This window comes from Streptomyces aquilus, assembly GCF_003955715.1.
Lineage (GTDB): Bacteria > Actinomycetota > Actinomycetes > Streptomycetales > Streptomycetaceae > Streptomyces > Streptomyces aquilus.
Genome location: NZ_CP034463.1, coordinates 4,030,182 through 4,046,500, shown reverse-complemented (window position 1 = coordinate 4,046,500; position 16,319 = coordinate 4,030,182). Strand labels below are relative to the sequence as shown.

Annotated in this window: 14 protein-coding genes; 6 read left to right on the top strand and 8 right to left on the bottom strand. The window is 66.8% G+C overall.

The window, feature by feature from the left end; genetic code table 11:
• Nucleotides 1–214: 214 nt before the first annotated feature.
• A complete protein-coding gene (locus EJC51_RS18620; RefSeq protein WP_126272114.1) occupies nucleotides 215–853 on the bottom strand; it encodes a nucleotidyltransferase domain-containing protein in 639 nt (212 codons plus the stop codon).
• Nucleotides 854–1,300: 447 nt separating this feature from the next.
• On the opposite strand from EJC51_RS18620, the gene aspS reads away from it, so the two are divergent.
• Nucleotides 1,301–2,623: an aspartate--tRNA(Asn) ligase gene (aspS, locus tag EJC51_RS18615; RefSeq protein WP_126272113.1), complete on the top strand. Its 1,323-nt coding sequence runs from the start codon at nucleotides 1,301–1,303 to the stop codon at nucleotides 2,621–2,623.
• A gap of 69 nt (nucleotides 2,624–2,692) precedes the next feature.
• On the opposite strand, the gene EJC51_RS18610 is transcribed toward aspS, so the two are convergent.
• Nucleotides 2,693–3,400: a restriction endonuclease gene (locus tag EJC51_RS18610; RefSeq protein ID WP_126272112.1), complete on the bottom strand. Its 708-nt coding sequence runs from the start codon at nucleotides 3,398–3,400 to the stop codon at nucleotides 2,693–2,695.
• A gap of 345 nt (nucleotides 3,401–3,745) precedes the next feature.
• Here EJC51_RS18610 and EJC51_RS18605 point away from each other — a divergent pair, with 345 nt between their 5' ends.
• Nucleotides 3,746–4,201, top strand: a complete 456-nt coding sequence (locus EJC51_RS18605) for an NUDIX domain-containing protein (RefSeq protein WP_126272111.1) — start codon at nucleotides 3,746–3,748, stop codon at nucleotides 4,199–4,201.
• A 3-nt stretch (nucleotides 4,202–4,204) separates the two neighbouring features.
• Here EJC51_RS18605 and EJC51_RS18600 read toward each other — a convergent pair whose 3' ends face one another.
• A complete protein-coding gene (locus EJC51_RS18600) occupies nucleotides 4,205–5,089 on the bottom strand; it encodes a hypothetical protein (RefSeq protein WP_126272110.1) in 885 nt (294 codons plus the stop codon).
• 209 nt (nucleotides 5,090–5,298) lie between these two features.
• Here EJC51_RS18600 and EJC51_RS18595 point away from each other — a divergent pair, with 209 nt between their 5' ends.
• From EJC51_RS18595 to EJC51_RS18585, 3 genes are all read left to right on the top strand, one after another.
• Nucleotides 5,299–5,769, top strand: coding sequence for an NUDIX hydrolase (locus EJC51_RS18595; RefSeq protein WP_126272109.1), 471 nt, complete (start codon nucleotides 5,299–5,301; stop codon nucleotides 5,767–5,769).
• Between the two features lie 225 nt (nucleotides 5,770–5,994).
• Nucleotides 5,995–7,470 carry a DNA phosphorothioation-associated putative methyltransferase gene (locus tag EJC51_RS18590; RefSeq protein ID WP_341870649.1) on the top strand — a complete coding sequence of 492 codons (1,476 nt, stop codon included), beginning with the start codon at nucleotides 5,995–5,997 and terminating at the stop codon, nucleotides 7,468–7,470.
• Between the two features lie 59 nt (nucleotides 7,471–7,529).
• A complete protein-coding gene (locus tag EJC51_RS18585) occupies nucleotides 7,530–8,381 on the top strand; it encodes a hypothetical protein (protein WP_126272108.1) in 852 nt (283 codons plus the stop codon).
• A 114-nt stretch (nucleotides 8,382–8,495) separates the two neighbouring features.
• Here the strand turns inward: EJC51_RS18585 and EJC51_RS18580 are convergent, their stop codons facing one another.
• The 5 genes from EJC51_RS18580 to EJC51_RS18560 all read right to left on the bottom strand — a co-directional run bounded on the left by EJC51_RS18580 (nucleotide 8,496) and on the right by EJC51_RS18560 (nucleotide 14,655).
• Nucleotides 8,496–9,296, bottom strand: coding sequence for an adenine nucleotide alpha hydrolase family protein (locus EJC51_RS18580; RefSeq protein ID WP_126277032.1), 801 nt, complete (start codon nucleotides 9,294–9,296; stop codon nucleotides 8,496–8,498).
• Nucleotides 9,297–9,522: 226 nt separating this feature from the next.
• Nucleotides 9,523–10,170 carry a hypothetical protein gene (locus tag EJC51_RS18575; RefSeq protein ID WP_126272107.1) on the bottom strand — a complete coding sequence of 216 codons (648 nt, stop codon included), beginning with the start codon at nucleotides 10,168–10,170 and terminating at the stop codon, nucleotides 9,523–9,525.
• 86 nt (nucleotides 10,171–10,256) lie between these two features.
• Nucleotides 10,257–11,153 carry a phospholipase D family protein gene (locus tag EJC51_RS18570; protein WP_126272106.1) on the bottom strand — a complete coding sequence of 299 codons (897 nt, stop codon included), beginning with the start codon at nucleotides 11,151–11,153 and terminating at the stop codon, nucleotides 10,257–10,259.
• Entirely contained in the window at nucleotides 11,150–13,030 is a 1,881-nt protein-coding gene (locus EJC51_RS18565; RefSeq protein ID WP_244362725.1) for an ATP-binding protein, read from the bottom strand. Before EJC51_RS18565 ends, EJC51_RS18570 begins: the two co-directional genes overlap by 4 nt.
• Nucleotides 13,027–14,655 (bottom strand): DEAD/DEAH box helicase, encoded by a 1,629-nt coding sequence (locus EJC51_RS18560; protein ID WP_126272104.1) that lies wholly within the window; start codon nucleotides 14,653–14,655, stop codon nucleotides 13,027–13,029. The genes EJC51_RS18565 and EJC51_RS18560 overlap by 4 nt, the downstream gene beginning before the upstream one ends.
• Before the next feature lie 437 nt (nucleotides 14,656–15,092).
• Between EJC51_RS18560 and EJC51_RS18555 the strand changes: the two genes are divergently transcribed.
• Nucleotides 15,093–16,301 (top strand): cysteine desulfurase family protein, encoded by a 1,209-nt coding sequence (locus tag EJC51_RS18555; RefSeq protein WP_208870723.1) that lies wholly within the window; start codon nucleotides 15,093–15,095, stop codon nucleotides 16,299–16,301.
• Nucleotides 16,302–16,319: the final 18 nt, after the last annotated feature.

The window sequence follows — 16,319 nt, the reverse complement described above, 5'->3', positions numbered from 1 at the left end:
ACAACATCAGCAGCCTGACGGCACCGTCGTGGTGCTCGGGATGTTGCGCAAGTGGGTCATGCACAACGTCCTGATCCTCCGGTCGCAGCACGCTGACCACTCCGGCGGCCGTGAGCGGGGACGAGGAGCGGCAAGCACGATCAGGACGTGCTCGGCCAGCCAGTCCTCGCCGGCTGCATGGTCCTTGGCCATCCTCTGGCGCGACCTGCGCCACTCACCTCGTCAGCTCCGCCAGCCACGGATGTCCGGGGTGGACGAGCTCCAGCCACCTACTAAGGACATCCCGCCGCGCCCGGCCCAGCAGCGGCAGCACCCCGTCGAAGTCTGCCTGATCCTTGGGTCGTGCCGCCTTCGCTTTAAACAGCAGCACCAACTCCGGTACCAGGTACGGGATCCCGTCAACCGTTCGCTCAATGATCGCGTCGTATGGCAGCCGCAGCCTCTCGTCCCGTCGGCAGATCCATGCCCCGCCCTCGTGCGGCTCACGGAAGACGTCAAACAGGAACTGACCGCTCGCCGGATCCCGCAGCCAGGTCTGGTGCGTGGCCGCCAGCTCCTCAGTTCCCGCGCTCGGCCAGACCCGCCCCGAACCCACCGCGTCAAACACGTACTCGGGGAAGCGGTGCCGAATCTCCGGGAACCCCGCCGCGGGCACCGCGATCTCCAGATCGCCGTGCGGCCGCGACTCCTGCCCGCGGAACAGATCCAGCGCCCACCCGGCCGCGACGCACCAGGGCGCACCGACCCCGTCCAACCGCTCCGCGACTTGTTCCGGACGCCAGGCGTCCGCCCAGCGGGCCTCCAGTTCGTCCACATCGAGCACAGCGCCGCCGGGCGGCGGGGATTCGGTCATCAGCACAACTTACTGCCGTAACCTGACCCGGGTACGGCCTTTTTGTAGGCACCGGAGCCACGCCCGCCGCCAGGACGGATACGACTTCACCGCGTGATGGCCTTGGTCACTCTGGAAGAGCAGCACCCATCTGATTACTTGTTGCAGCCGCATTTGACGCCCTTCTATCCTGGATGCAACGCGTCGAAGGAGACGAGTAGCCGCGGGATCACGCGAGCAGAGAGAGCTGCCCATAGCTGTGAAGGCGGTCTCGCGCCCTTTGGTGAAGACCCTCCTGAGCGCGGGGAGGAACGGCCCCTGTGGCCTAATGCCCCGCCGGCTGGCCCCCGTCATCGGGCATGAATGAGGCCGCCTCTGTCTGGTGGTGGCAAAGGCGTGGTGGCACCGCGAGTACCCTTCTCGCCCACGCTCCCAAGGGATCATGACGACGCCCCTTGGAGGGCTGCGATGATCCACACGACTAGCCGTGTATTGGTCTCTGAGCTGCGGCAACACGTAGGTGAGACCGTTTCTGTCTCCGGATGGGTGAACACGCTCCGGCTGCAGGCCAGGATGCAATTCGTAGTCGTACGCGACCACACCGGCATGGTGCAGGTCACCCATCGGCGTGGCGGTGAGGGCGACGAAACCGAGGCTGCCCTGGAAAATCTGACTGCCGAGTCCGCGGTCCGCATCACTGGGCGGGTGGTCGACAACGCGATCGTGAAGCTCGGCGGCCTGGAGCTCATCCCCGAAAGTGTTGAGGTGCTGAACCGGGCTGAGACGCCGCTCCCGATCGACGAGCAGACCGGCCTCGAGCACCGTCTGGACTGGCGGTTCCTCGACGTACGGATCCGCCCCGAGGCACAGCTGCTGTTCGCGACGCAGACCACCTTCGAGCAGGGCATGCGCGAGTACGCCTACAGCCAGGGCTGCACAGAGATGCACACCCCCAAACTCATGGACACGGCCTCCGAGTCAGGCGCTGAGGTATTCGAGCTCGGCTACTTCGGCCGCTCCGCCTACCTGGCGCAGTCGCCGCAGTTCTTCAAGCAGATGGCGATCGCCGCCGGCATTGACAAGGTCTTCGAGATCGGCCCTGTGTTCCGCGCGGAGCCGTCGTTCACGTCCCGGCACGCGACGGAGTTCACCGGCGTGGACGTGGAGCTGGCATGGATCACAGACGTCGAGGACGTTATGCGCTTCGAGGAGCGCCTGCTCGCGCACGGCCTGGCCAAAGTCGCCGAGCAACACGGTGAAGCGATCCGCGAGGTGTTCGGGGTCGAGGTGACCGCACCTCAGGTGCCGTTCCCACGCATCACCATGGCCGAGGCTCAGGAGGTCTTGCGCGCCAAGGGCTGGGACCTGGAGGGGAGGAAGGAGGACCTTGACCCCGAGGGTGAGCGTGGCGTTGCGGCGCACATCAAGGAGCAGACCGGCCACGAGTTCGTGTTCATCACGCACTACCCGACGAGCATCCGGCCCTTCTACCACATGCGCTCCGCGGACCGGCCGGACCTCACGCTGAGCTTCGACCTTCTGTGGAAGGGGCTGGAGATCACCACCGGTGCGCAACGCGAGCACCGCTACGACGTGCTGGTCAAGCAGGCCGCTGGGAAGGGCATGAGCACCGAGCCGCTGCAGGAGTATCTGAACGCCTTCCGCTACGGCTGCCCACCGCATGGCGGTCTGGGCATGGGGCTGGGCCGCGTGCTGATGGTGATGCTCGGCCTGGACTCGATCCGTGAGGCCACGTTCTTGTTCCGCGGCCCGAACCGCCTGACCCCGTAGGCGCGTTCACGCAAGAGTGAGGTGCCCGGGTCGTGGGGTAGTCAGGTATACACCGCCACCCGGGCGGTTCTATGCGGTGCCCGCCTCCGGCTCGCGGCTGGTGTTCGGCTTCCGGCGCGGCCCGTCGCCGGCCCCGTTAAGTGGGAGCAGGGATTCCAGGGGTGCGCCGCTGTTCCAGGCGCCGAACAGGTCGCGGCTGATGGCGATGATGTCGTGCCGCACAGCGAGGTCTCGGGCGGCTTTCCCGAACGGGCAGGTGGCGACGAACAGCGCCACATCCGCTTTGTGCTCGAGTTTCGCGGTGCCGACGAACTTCTGCATGTCCCCGCTGGGGATGTACCGGTGGGGTGCGTAGTGCTTGACCTGGGCCACCAGGTGCCGGCCATCGGGAAGTGTGCCAACGACGTCTGCTCCGAGATCGCCCGATCCTCCGGTGACGGTGACGTTGGTGCAGCCGTCGCGGCGGCACAGTTCGGCGACGTAGTGCTCGAAGTCCTGCCAGCTCATGGCGTCGATGGTGGCCATGGAGCGTTCGAGTTCCATGCGCCGGTTCTGCTCGCGCCAGGCGCGGTCCCCCGTCTGCTCCCGCAGGTGTGCCTTCCACAGCATCCATCCCAGGCCGGCGAGCGCGGTGGCGCACAGGATGCTGATCAGGAGCCAGGGGGACTGCCACAGCACGAACAGGACCGCTGCCACGACGGCCGTCGCGAAACTGATGCGCTGCTTGGCTTCGCGGTGTCGTGTGGCCTTACTGCGGCGTCTCCTTTTTGCAGCCATCGCGCCCCCTCGTTCGTGATCTTCCGGTCAGTGTGGAAGCGGTCCGACAGGTGGCCAAGAGGGCCTTCTCGGCCACGTCAGTGGCCGACGTTCCGAGGGTTGGTCAGTCACGGTTGACGCTCATGCTGAGCGCGTTTGTTCGGCGCCTGCCGTCAGCGGCGCGTTGCGTGGAGAAAGGCGACCAGCGGGCGTTCGTGCCGCGAAACGCCGAGGCGAACCGTACGGCTTCTGCGGCAGACTGACCGGTCTCCTGCGTTGGGCATCGCTCCCACGCTTTGAGATCGTTTGGAGGAAGGCGATTTGACTGAGTCCGATCCGCCGGCGGCCCGGTGGAAGAGCGAACCGATGACGACGCGGCTCATCGCTGCTGTTCTCGTCACGGATCCTGACAGCGGCAGACTCCTCATCCTGCGGCGGGGCCACCATTTGGATTTCGCGCCTGGCGAGTGGGATGTTCCCAGCGGCAAGGGCGAGCCCCGGGAACCGATCACCGCGACTGCGGTACGGGAACTGAAGGAGGAGACAGGCGTCGTGGTTGCCGAGGCGGACCTGCGTCTCGTCCACGTGGTCCATGGCTCCTGGGGAGCGGAGGTCCCGGGGATGTTCATGGCCCTGATCTTCCATACCGACCGGTGGAGCGGAACTCCCCACAATGCGGAACCGCACAAGCACGACACCATCGCCTGGGTGCCTCCGGACGACCTTCCGCAGCCCTTCACGCACACGACCCTGGTCGCCGTGCAGCGGTACCTGGACGGGGGCCCGATCCTTTCGTTCGACGGTTGGCCAGAGGCCGGATGACGGTCAGTGCGGGCGGCTGCCGTGGGGGCGTTGCCCGACCTCGCCAAGCTCAGCAATGAGTCGCGCAGCTTCCTTCCTGGCCGGCTCCAGCCGAGGATCCTCGGGATGCGCGTGCGGCCCTGCGACCTTCGCGCAGAAGAACAGAGCCATCAGCAGGCCGGACCTGCTCTCCAAGTCCGGCCGACGCTCGCTCCACACACGCTCCGCCAGGGCCGGGAGGGCGAGGGAACAGCCCCATAGCGTTGCCGCGTCCAGTCCGCGTGGCGCCATGCCCCAGTCCTCCCAGTCGATCATGCAGAACTCCGGGCCGGTCACGTTCGCCCACGTCAGGTCGGCATGGGCCGGCCGCCACTCCTCCACCATGGTGTCGGTCACCTCGGGAAAGACCTCCCCAAGAGTTCTTGTCACCAGCTCCTGCGTGATGGTTTCGGTGTCCGGCGTGGCGACACGGGGTGCGGACTGGGTAGCGAGCGCGTCTAGGGAAGCGTTCAGCGCGGACCACCACGCATCCGGGAGACGAGGATCTTCGATCACAGGAGCGGCTTGCCCGACAGGCGCGGCGTTGACCAGTTCCATCTCGTCCGCCCGCCACATCACCGGTTCACCCGGCTCGCGCCACGAGAACCCTGCGTACCACGAGGGCATGACGACCCCGCTCAGGACAGCAGCGGATTCAGGGCCATTCCACCCCTGTGCCCCGATCCGGTCGAACCCCCGCCGCTCGACGCGCACCCAACTGTCGCGGTCCGTCCGAGCCCCGACGGTACGGCGCTTGCACACCACTGTCTCCCGATCGAGACGCACCTGCAGCGACCGCTCCACACGGTCCAGCACTCCATCGAGCGATTCCCTGCGCAGATCAACAGCACGAGTCACAGGCAGCGTCATGTACGGGACCGTAACAACCACACGGGGTTGGATCCCGAGATATTCGGGCATCTCGCTCTGTCCGGCTGCGCCAGGTGTTGACGTCCTCCGTGCGGCCGGGCTGCACGCACCTGCCCACGCACTCGCGCCCTTCCCGGCAAGAGTTCAGAACACCGTGTGAGTGGGGGACCGTCTCGTCGAGAGAGGGCCTGAACGCCACAATGGGCGGCATGATCAGCCCACCCTTGCGGGAAGCCGCCCGCGTCGTCGCCCTCGACGATGCCCAGCGGGTCCTGCTGCTGCACCACCACGACGAGGGCGGAAGCTACTGGGCCACCCCCGGCGGCGCCCTGGAGGCAGGGGAGGACCACGCTGCTGCCGCGCTCCGCGAACTGCGCGAAGAACTCGGCGTCGATGAAAAGAACGTCGCGCTAGGCACGCAGTTGGCCCAGCGCAGCCAGGAGCAAACCGTCGGCGGGCGGGCAGTCCGACAGGTTGAGCGGTACTTTCTCGCCCACCTTGAGCCCGCGGATGCCGACCCTGCCCGAGCCACTCAGCCCGACAACATTCAGGCCCACCGCTGGTGGACGCTGCAAGAACTGCGGGAGACGCCAGAGACGATCTATCCCGACGGCCTCCTCGGCCTGGTTGCCGGGCTACTCGCCAACGGCGTGCCCAAGCGCCCCATCACCCTGCGCTGAAGCGAGCGGCACACCTCTTCGGAGATCCGGGCCACCTGCGCGGCCGTCGCGCCCTCCTGCCGGCTTCAGGCGTAACCCGGGCAGGCCCTTCGGCCTCGTCACGTGGACGACCCGCCACGCCCGCAATCGTGATGAGAGCGGCGTCACCCGAGGTCAGCTGGGAGGTGCGACTCCGCGTAAGCCGGGTCGCTGGATCGGGTGTCAGTTAAGGTTCGGTGCTGTCGCATGCTGGCCTGTCCGTGGAATCAGGGGACGCCGATGACACAGCAGCTTTGGAGCAGCCAGAGGCATCAGACCGCGATCGGCCGAGTCGGCCTCTCGCTGCCGGCTCGTCGCGCCGTCGGTGACCTCCAGCTGGAACCCGACACGGGAGTACTGGACTACGGGTGTGGACGTGGCGGCGATGTTAGGGCACTGCAGCACCTCGGCCTCGATGCCGCAGGGTGGGACCCGGTCCACTTCCCGGACGGGCGGCGTGAGCCGGCCGAAGTGGTCCTTCTCACCTACGTCCTGAACGTCATTGAGAATCCCGCCGAACGACGCGAGACGCTCCTACGAGCCTGGGACCTCGCCAAATCGGTGCTGGTCGTGTCCGCGCGGTTGAGGTGGGAGCGCAACCAGATCAAAGGCGCGGAGTACGGCGACGGCATTCTCACGCAGCGCCGCACCTTCCAGCGCCTCTACGCCGCTGGCGAGCTGCGCGACTACGTCGAGGAGGCCACCGGCGTCCGCTGCGTGTCGGCGGCGCCTGGCATCATTTACGCGTTCAAGGACGATGCGGCCCGCCTGAGTTATCTCGCCCGCCAGGTGGCTCCTGACGGGGGGTGGCTGGCGTCCGAGGACACCGCCTCGGCGATCAGCTCAGTCGTCGCTCATTTCGAACAGCGCGGCAGGATGCCTCAGCTGGAGGAAATGCCACAGCCCATCATCAGCCTCCTTGGCCACCTGCGCCCCGCTGAACTCAAGCGCCTTGCCGAACAGGAGGCCGACCCCGCGAAAGTAGAACGAAGCGCCGAGCGCGGGGCCCTCGACACACTGCAGTTCCTCGCGCTGGAGCTGTTTCACGGCCGAGGCCCGGTCAGCAGTCTGCCCCTGCCGGTTCAACTGGACATCCGTGCCTTCTTCCCGTCGTACACCGAGGCGTGCCACCGAGCGGATCGGCTGCTGTTCAAACTGCGCGACGACGCCTACGTCCGCCGGGCGATGAACGGATCGATCGCCGGCAAGTTCACCGCGACCGCCCTGTACGTGCACCGCCGCGCACTCCACCGGATCCCGGCCGTGCTGCGCCTGTACGAGCAGTGCGCGAGCATTGCCGCCGGCCGTCCTGGCGAGTGGTCCGTCGTCAAGCTCCGCCACCAGGGCCGCGGCGTCAGCTGGCTCGACTACCCCGAGTTCGACACGGATCCCCACCCGCGAATCGCGGCCTCGTACGCCGTCGACCTGAAGACCCTCAAGTCCTCCTTCACCTCGTACGCGGACTCCACCAACCGTCCCCTGCTGCACCGCAAGCACGAGTTCCTTGCCGAGGACGATCCCGACGCACCCAAGTACCGGCGGCTCACCGACGCCGAAGTTCGCGCCGGTCTTTACGAGAGCCCGCACCTGATCGGCACGGAAGAGGGATGGGAGCGCGAACTCGTCCGCTGCGAGCGGGAGTTGCGAGGCCACAGGCTCGTACGGCGCACCACCAGCACCTGAGCCTCGCTCCGGCTCTCGGCACCGCAGTGATTGTCAGTGCCGTGTGCCACGCTCCACCCATGACCACCACCCGGCTGGAGGGCTCCTGCCTGCCCTCATACCGAACGCTGTCCACCCTCGCGCTGTCCGAGCCCGAGGACCATGTCCGTGAACTCACCGACTGGGTGGAGCATGCCTCCGCCGTCACAGGAGTCCCCGGGGCGCAGAACGGCTGGGACACGGCCTACAAGTGGCTGCGTCTCGCCCAGGGCCTGCGCACGGTGACGTTCGACATGTCCTACGACGACGGCGGCATGTGCTCAGCGGGCCTCGACTTCGACGCCGTCTGGACCGAGATGATGGAGGAGTGGCAGCAGCACCAGGTCCGTCTCGGCTACCTGCGCGCAGCACTCGAAGGATTCGTCCGGCTGCTGCACCCGGACACCACGGAGCCTGGCCTCGCCGTCGAGGCCGCTGAGCAGCGGCTGCAACAACACCCTGATACGTGGCCTGTGCACTCGCATGCGGTCGCCAATCATCTGCGGACGCATGCCCCGGACGGCGTGCCGGGCGCTGGCACGTCGGTGGCGGCAGCGGTGACTCGGGCGATTGCCCTGCACGAGATGGCGGTCCGGGGCCATGCGCCCATCCCCGAGCCGGGCAGTGACGCGGACGGGAAGGTCTTCCCCACGGGGCACGCCGAGGTCTGCACGGTCAAGGAAGCCTCCACGGTGCTGCTGTTGGGGATGCAGCTGCTGATGGCGGCAGCGGTGAAAGAAGACCGTGTCGCCGTCTTCGACGACAAGTACCTTCTCGACGGCATGTGGATTCCCGACTCCGCAGGCGGCAGCCGATGGGTGGACGAAGAAATGCCCTACGGCGAATACCTCGCCGTCCTCCACCTCCAGCCCGGCGAGCCGCCTGAGCTCTGATTCCGGCATCTGCAGTGCCGTGTGGCGGCCACGTCGGCATCCCAGGGGCAAACGATGGGTGGGGCCCGACGCCATGGCTTCGGGCCCCACCCATCGTGGCTTGCTCGGTACGTATCAGGTCATGCACCAGCCGGAGTCGCACGCTCCCTCATCCTCATCGACGTCGCCTTCCCCCGGGCGCTCATCGGGGATGGCCTGTGTGAGCGGGACGCCGTACCTCGTGAGATAAACGTCATCCCGGCCGAGCGCGGCCCGTCGGCGGTTGATCGTCTCCTCGAGCCGGACCGACCGAGCGAACAGCTCGGGCTCGTGCCTGCGCTGGTGACGCCAGGCGTCGACGGTTCGGAAGGGGCAGAAGAAGCAGGAGCTCTTGGGCGGTACTGGCAGGCCGGCCTCGGTGATGATGCGCTCGCAGTCGTCTCGGCGCAGCCCGAGGTCGAGGAGGGGGTACTCGATGACCTCGTGGGCTTCCCTCCGCCGACGGTTGGCGCGATGGATTTCGTCGAGCGAAATGCCGATGCCGACCGCCGCCGGTGCCTTCGCGGTGGCGCCATGCTCTCGAAGCCACCGCCCGACCACCTTGATCTTGAAGTCTGCGGTGCAGTTGCGGCGGCCAGGGGCGCCGTTGGCCATACGGACCGGGATGGGGATCGACCGGGTATCTGGCCGGTTCAGCCGCTGCATGAGAGTTTCCGTGGCCCCGTCACGGCGGCGTCGCTTGAGCTCGTGGATGTCCAGGCCCGCACGCTCGGCATAAGGGATGGCGATCTCGCGAACGTACGTGAGGGTCGCCGGGTGCTCGCTGTCGTCCCCGACATTGGCGAAGAGGAAGGTGGGGAAGTCGATCTCGCGCTGGGCGGCCAGCACCAGCAGCGCGGTCGACTGGACTCCGCCTCCGTAGGAGATGACCCTCAGCGGGCATTCACTTGACTGGTGAGCGGCGAGGTCGAGAACGGCCCGTGGGCCCGTTTCCGTCGGGTTGTCGTGGTGGGCTCCGGGGGTGCGTGACAAGATCGGCATGTGAGAGACAGTATGGATTGGCGGGCGGGGTATCAAGTGTTTCTCTCACAGCTGTCGGCGAACACTGCCTAGAGGCGATATCGCGTCCTGGGTTCCGTCCCAGTCAGGACGGGAAGGCCGGCTAAGGTCGCGGCTCGATGACCACAGAGTGTCCCTCTGCCAGGACTGCTGCCAGGAACTCGACCGCTGCCGCCTGGTCGGCACCGGTGAACGTTCGCGCTGCGGGCGGGGCCTTGTGTGGCGGCTGGGTGAGGGGCGCTCTTTGTCTGCGGCCACGTGGTTTCTGCGGGGCGCGGTGACCTGTGCGTAGCAGCTCGACCTCGGCCGGGAGGATGGTGCGCTGCCGCTGTTGCGCATCGTCCAGGATGGTCTCCAGGAGCCAGAGAGGGGAGCCGGAGAGGGTCAGGTCGGCTTCGGCGATCTGTCGCCGGTTACGCCATCGGGAGATCGCCTGCGCGTCCCTCGCGAGGATGCGGGCGACCTCCTGGATGCCGAGGATGACGGGCAAGTCCTGCTTGTCCTGGACCTCGTAGCCGCGGGGGATGCCGGTCTTGTAGGAGGTCAGCTGGTCTTGCGCCACGTGGCGGTCGCCGGCGCCGTTGAGCCGCATTACCGTCGCCAGCAGCCAGTACGGGTTGCCGGACGCGACCAGGTCAGGTGCGGCGAGGGCGCCCTCCGTCCGCCATTTCTGCGATGTCTGGCGCTCCACTTGATAGAGGGAGGCGATTTCGGCATGGCCCAGCAGGAACGGGACCCGCACCTGTGCCATGAGGGGGCCTTCCCATCACCTTCGTCTCCGTGGGGTGGCGATGAGCGGGGGAGTTGCTCCGCCGCTCTACGCCGTGCACGCAGATCTTAGGTGTGCTCCCGTCCTGGCCGCAGCTCCCACGAGCCCACCTCGGTGTAATAGCGGCCGAAGTGCTGCAGCCAGGCCGCGAGGGTCTCCGTCGTCCTCCGCGCCTGGTCTTCCGGGTCTCCTGTCCGTTCCACGATGGCCTCCTGGAGCTCGATGTTGCTGAGGCGCTCGCCGACGAGCAGCTTGTGGAGTTCTGGGATGGCGTGCAGCCGAGCCTCGACCGCCGTGTTGAAGTCGTGCTCCGCCAAACCTGCCGGGACATCGAGCATGGCAAGGTCCTGGATGATGCCGGCCTCGACCGGGGAGGTGAATCGTGTTCGCCCGTTGTAGAGCGCGAACACGTTCTCCGGGCGTCTCGTTTCCGGGTACCAAAGGGGGGCGGGTTCGCCCTCGGCCGGAGGCGGGATGCGTTCCTCCTTCAGAAGTTCTGCCTGCTTCCGGACAAGGGCGGCCACCAAGGGTGTGGCAGCTGTCGAGCGGGACTCGATCAAGCTGAGTACGCGCTGCACTTCGGGATGCGTGAGGGGTACATCCAGCAAGAGCTCCACGTTGGCGTTGGGGACTCGGCCGGTGGCCTTGCCGGTCAGGTTCGCGGATCCGACCAGGCATCGGTCGTCGGCGACGTAGATCTTGGCATGCAGCGACGGGCAGAGAGTGATCTGTACGCGTTCGTCCCGCTCCGCCGCCTCGATGATCTCGGGATCGGAGACTCCAGCGGCTACTTCCGCCGGAGTCCAGCGCGTGACGCATTCGATCGTCTCCACCGAGGTCGGCACCGAGGCGAGGGTCTCCTCGAAGACGGCCCTTTTGATGAAGGGCGCCACGAGGATCACTCGCGTGGTGGCGCCCTTCATCAGGTCGGCTATCTGCTGCCAGACGTGGTCCGGCTGCGTCACTCGTCATCGCTCCCGTCTTCGATGAAGTCGCGGGCGTAGCGGCCCCAGTCACGCCGGGCGTCCGAGATCCTGGCGCGGTCCCGCTTGTTGGGGATCTCGTCCTCCATACGGGCCCAGGAGAATACGAGGAGTTTGAAGGTGTCGGAGGCGCGGGCGAGACGTTGGCGGAGTTCGGCCTCGCTCGCGTCTTCGGGCACGTCTTCAAGGACGGTCATCAGCTCGCTGTGCAGCGGGTGTTCGGTGTTGAAGATCACCTGGAGCATGCCGGCCATGAGGTCGATGTTGAAGAACGCCGTGGAGTCCTGCGGGCTGGAAATCCAGCGGACACGCCAGTCTTTCTCCAGTGCCTCGTCGACCATGGACTGGGCGGTGTCCTCGTCGAGGTGATGCCGCTCGGTGAGCGCCGCGAACTGCTCCTGGCGCTTGTCGTTCTCGGTGGCCTCCTCTGCCAGGCGGTCGGTCGTTCCCGTGTGACCGTCCTCCTGCCGGCGCTTCACCGCGTCCGTGGCCTTGGACGTGACGACGTCGTCGTGGCGCTTCTTGCCCCCCCGGCCCAGCCTGCGCTGCTTCAGTTTCCGCCGCATTGCGGGCAGGAGGTTCTTCTCCAGGTAGAGCGCGAGATCGATCAGGGGCAGGCGCGGGTCGCCGAATTCGGCGATGCGGTCCTTGAACGCCTTGGGAGTCTCGTCCCCCTCGGCCTCGGCCGTCCAGTCGAAGTGGGCGAGAGACGAGAAGACCGTGGCGGTCTGCTTGTTGTTCGTGACGCCGAAGATGTCGTCGAGCTCCGGGGGGAATTCCACCTCGATGCCCCACCAGCGCTCGACGGGGTCGTACCCGATGGCCCACTTGGAATCGAGGTCGAGTTCGCGCCCCTGCCGGACCAGGGAAATCCCGATGTTCCGTCGAGCATGCTGACCCCACGGGTGGAAACCGGCGTCGCGGTTGGGGTTCGCGTTGTCGGGCCACGGGTGACCTTCGACGTCGGCGCGGCGGGCCTCGGGCCGGGCGATGGATGCCCGCACCTTCACGTTGTGCTTCGTCCCGTCGACCGTGATCGGGAAGTAGGCGACCCCGGGTTCCTTCTCGTTGCCCATGTCGAAGGGCTCGAACATGGGCTTGTTCCCGAACGGGGGCGGCGTCCCCGTTGAGTCCATGAGGTACAGGGGGTCGTTGGGCTCGGCGAAGTACGCCCCGTTGTCTCCTTCGAGGACCTTTCCTTCGCGGACCGGCGCCATCTTGATCTCCACCCTGCCGTCGTGGAGGTAGTGCCGGTACACCCGGCCGATCAGCTCGGCAGTGTTGCGCAGGGTGGCGCCGGCGCCGTGCCATTTGACCCGGTCAAGGTCCGACCAGACCACGAGGGTGCCGGTGGTGCCCAGCGGTGCCTCGCTGAGGTCGCTCCAGTACTCCGGCACGGGGCGGTGTACGGGAGGGGGGACGTCGTCGAGTCCGCCGTTGATCTCCTCAAGATCGAGGTAGGTGTACATGGCGTTCGGGGACCCGTTGGTCCAGGACCAGACCTCAACCTTGGTGCACTGGGACATGCTGGAGTTGGGCAGCCCCATGCCGAATCGCCCGATGCGGTTGCGGTCGCCCCCGAGGCCGTCGCCGTACTTCAGGGCGCGCCGCAGGCGTTCGGCGTCCATACCCTTGCCGTTGTCAAGGACAGCTATGGTGTCCACCCGGTGCCTCGTCTGGGTGGCGCCCTGCACCGGGCTCTCACAGGCGAAGACCTGAACCAGTGTGGCTTCCGCGTCGATGCTGTTGTCGATCAGCTCGGCGAGCGCGTAGGCGGTGTTCTTGTAGCCGCTGTCGCGCATGGCCTTGACGGTCAGCGAAGGGCTGACGATCCGGTATTTGCTTCCCTCGCCGGTCACGCGGTCTCCCATACGTCTTCCCAGTTGGTGAATGCCTCGGCCACGTCTCCGAACCCGGGCAGCTCCGGGTCGACGACGGTGACGATCTCGCAGGTGGCGGTTCCGCCGGCCTTGGGGCCGCGGATGACCCGGCCGACCATCTGGCTGTACAGGACCAGCGACTTGGTCGGTCGGGCGATGATGGCAGCACTGGCCGCCGGGGCATCGAAGCCTGTGGTCAAAACCCCGAAGTTGCAAAGAATCATGGGGCGTCGGCCGGCGCCCTTGAAGCGTCTGATGGCATCGTTCCGGTGCCGGGGAGAGGACTCGCCGGTGACGAAGTCGGCATCGAGGCCGAGCGCCGACAGGACGGCGGCGATCAGGCGGCAGTGGTCAACGGAGGCCGCGAATACCAGGATCCTGCGGTGCTGGCGTTCTAGTAGCTCCAGCACGGTCTGGACGACCTTGAGGTTCCACTGCTCGTCGCTGGCCAGCGACGCGATGATGTCCGACGGGATGTCGAAGGACTTCGCGAGCAGTTGCTGATCGCGCGCGGACAGATGGAGACCGGCTTCGGAGGCGACGGTCTTCATGATGGGCTTGGCCAGGTAGCCCTGTTCGATGAGGGCGGTTACCGGGTTGCTGTATCCGTCGATCTGCAGCATGACCTTCTGGCGGGCGAAGAAGTCCGACAGTCGCTCATCTTGAGTGACGTCCGCCCAGGTACGGCCGGGGGTGGCCGTCAGGCCCAGCAAGCTGGCATCGGGGCGGATGGTGAGGGCGTCCACCACTCGTTGGTAGGTCGGCGCGATGATCTGATGAGCCTCGTCGAAGACTGTGAGGGTGCTGCGCGATGCGAGTTTGCGGAGAAGCTCCGGATCGCTCTTGTCCGCGGAGACGGCCTTCTCCAGCCCCAGGATGACAAGGCCGTCTGTCAGCGCCTGCACATCGGTGGGCGCCTCGCCCCACATCCGGACGACCGTGATCGGACGGTCGCCGAGCTTGGACCACGCGCGCTCGAACTCCGCAGCCGCCTGTTCCAGCAGTTCCTGCCCACGCGCCAGCCAGACCACGAGGGTGGGCTCGTGCTGCCGCAGATGGTCGGCGATCAGGTTCATTCCGGTGCGGGTCTTGCCCACGCCTGTCGGCAGGTGAAGGACAACCCGCCGCGGTCCGTCGTACAGCAACTCCTTCACGCGTGCGGCTGCGCGCCGTTGGTGGGGGAACAGCCCGTACTCGGGTTCGGCGTCTTGCCGAAAGAGCGGGGGCAGCGCAGGTGCCCTGTCGACGCTGAAGCCGAAGAACTCCAGCAACTCCCGCTGTTGCTCACTCGCCCACTTCAGACCGTTCAGGTAGAGAAGGGCATCGGTGCCCGCGCCGTCCGCTCCAAGACGTTGGGCAAGCTCTGTCTGCTTGTCGGCGGGCAGGAGCCGCAGCAGCTCCTCGCGGTCCGTCTGATCGGAGACGAGCTTCTCGGCGTCCACCGCCACGGCGGCGACTGCTCGGAGCCGCTCATCGCCGGCGCTTCCGCCGTCGATGAGGTCGAGCAGAGCGCACATGTGCTTGCCGAGCTGCTCGCGGATGTACGGCATGGGAGCGCTGTCCAGCACGGCTTGGAAGGACAGGCCGGGCGACCACGCTGTCATCGATTCACCACCCCTGCGGAACAGGGGAGATTTCCCCTCGATGTCTGAATGACCGTCAACTTGCGGATCCCCCGCCTCAGTTCTGTGCATGCAGAGCTGCCCGCAACTCTGAGTCGCCCCAGGGTTACAGTGCCTGATCACCATAAACCCAAGCACTGACACTCGGGTCTCAGCGATTGATATTCGCAGCTCAGAGGCGCTGACGAGGTGCGGCAGGCTCTATCGAGGATCCCGTGCCGCCTCTGCACAGATGCCCTTTCCCGATATCGGTTGCAGGCACTCAAGCAATAGGGAACATTAGTTCGAGTTACAGTTTGCGCTCCGAGCTGAGTGTCGGTTTCGCGGACTGATCGATCTCGATCGCTACCATCGCGACTCACTCCTGGTGGTGCCCCCGGTGCGCACGTCCGGGTTCCACCAGGAGTAGATTGTCTGCGGTGCTGAGCGAGACGAGGTGGGGCATGAGGGATGAGTCTGATGGGCCGGTTTCGGCATATCTCGACTACAACGCGACGGCGCCAATTCGGCCCGAAGCGTTGGCTGCCGTTGTGGACGCCCTGCAGGCCGTTGGTAACGCGTCGAGTGTGCATCACCCCGGCCGGGGCGCAGCCCATCGCGTGGAAACCGCTCGTCGGCACCTTGCCGACCTGCTGAACTGCTCGCCCGGGGAGATCATCTTCACGTCGGGGGCAACCGAAGCGAACAATCTCGCGCTGCGCGCGGCTCACCGCCGCGAGGCCCGGATCGTGACGAGTGGTGCAGAGCACCCCGCGGTGCTGGAGACAGCCCGGGATCTGGCCCAAAACGAGCCGGGATCGCTGACCGTTTTGCCGATGCGGGCGGACGGCCTGGTGGAAACCGTGGCCCTGGAGCAAGAGCTCGGCCGGGGCGACGTCGGTCTCGTCTCCCTGATGGCGGCCAACAATGAAACCGGAGTTCTCACCGACCTCACGCCGGTCGTCAAGGCGGCGCATGCCGCAGGCGCACTGGTCCACACGGACGCCACACAGATGATCGGCCGGCTGCCCCTGGACCTCTCCGAAGTGGACGTCGACCTTCTGTCCCTGTCGGCCCACAAGTTCGGCGGCCCTCAAGGCGTTGGCGCACTATTCGTACGCCGCGGCACACCACTGCCGTTCAGGCCACTGATCACCGGTGGCGGACAGGAGAAGGGGTGGAGGGCCGGCACCCTCAACGTGCCCGGAATCGCCGGCGCCGGAGCTGCCGCTGCAGCCGTCAGCCGTGACCTTGCCGATGACGTCGCCCGCGTGACCCAACTGCGTGATCAGCTCGAGCACATGGTGACCACGGCTGTGGGCGGATGCCGCATCAACGGGCAACAAGCCCCCCGCCTGCCCGGTGTGGCGAGCATCACCTTCGCGGGTGCCCCCGCCGACGCAGTCATGGCCGCCATGCCGCACATAGCGGCATCCGACGGAAGCGCCTGCGCCTCGGGAGCCCCAACTCCCAGCCACGTCCTGCTCGCCATGGGGTTGAGCCGGGAGGAAGCAGATTGCACTGTGCGCTTCTCCCTCGGCTACGCCACCACCGCAGACGAGACCGCCGCAGCCGCCGAGGCGGTGGTGCGTGCGGTCCACCAGGTGCGCGCCGCCATGGCAGCGACAGCCGGCGCGCTTGCTCACTGACTCCAGCAGTTCCCTTTA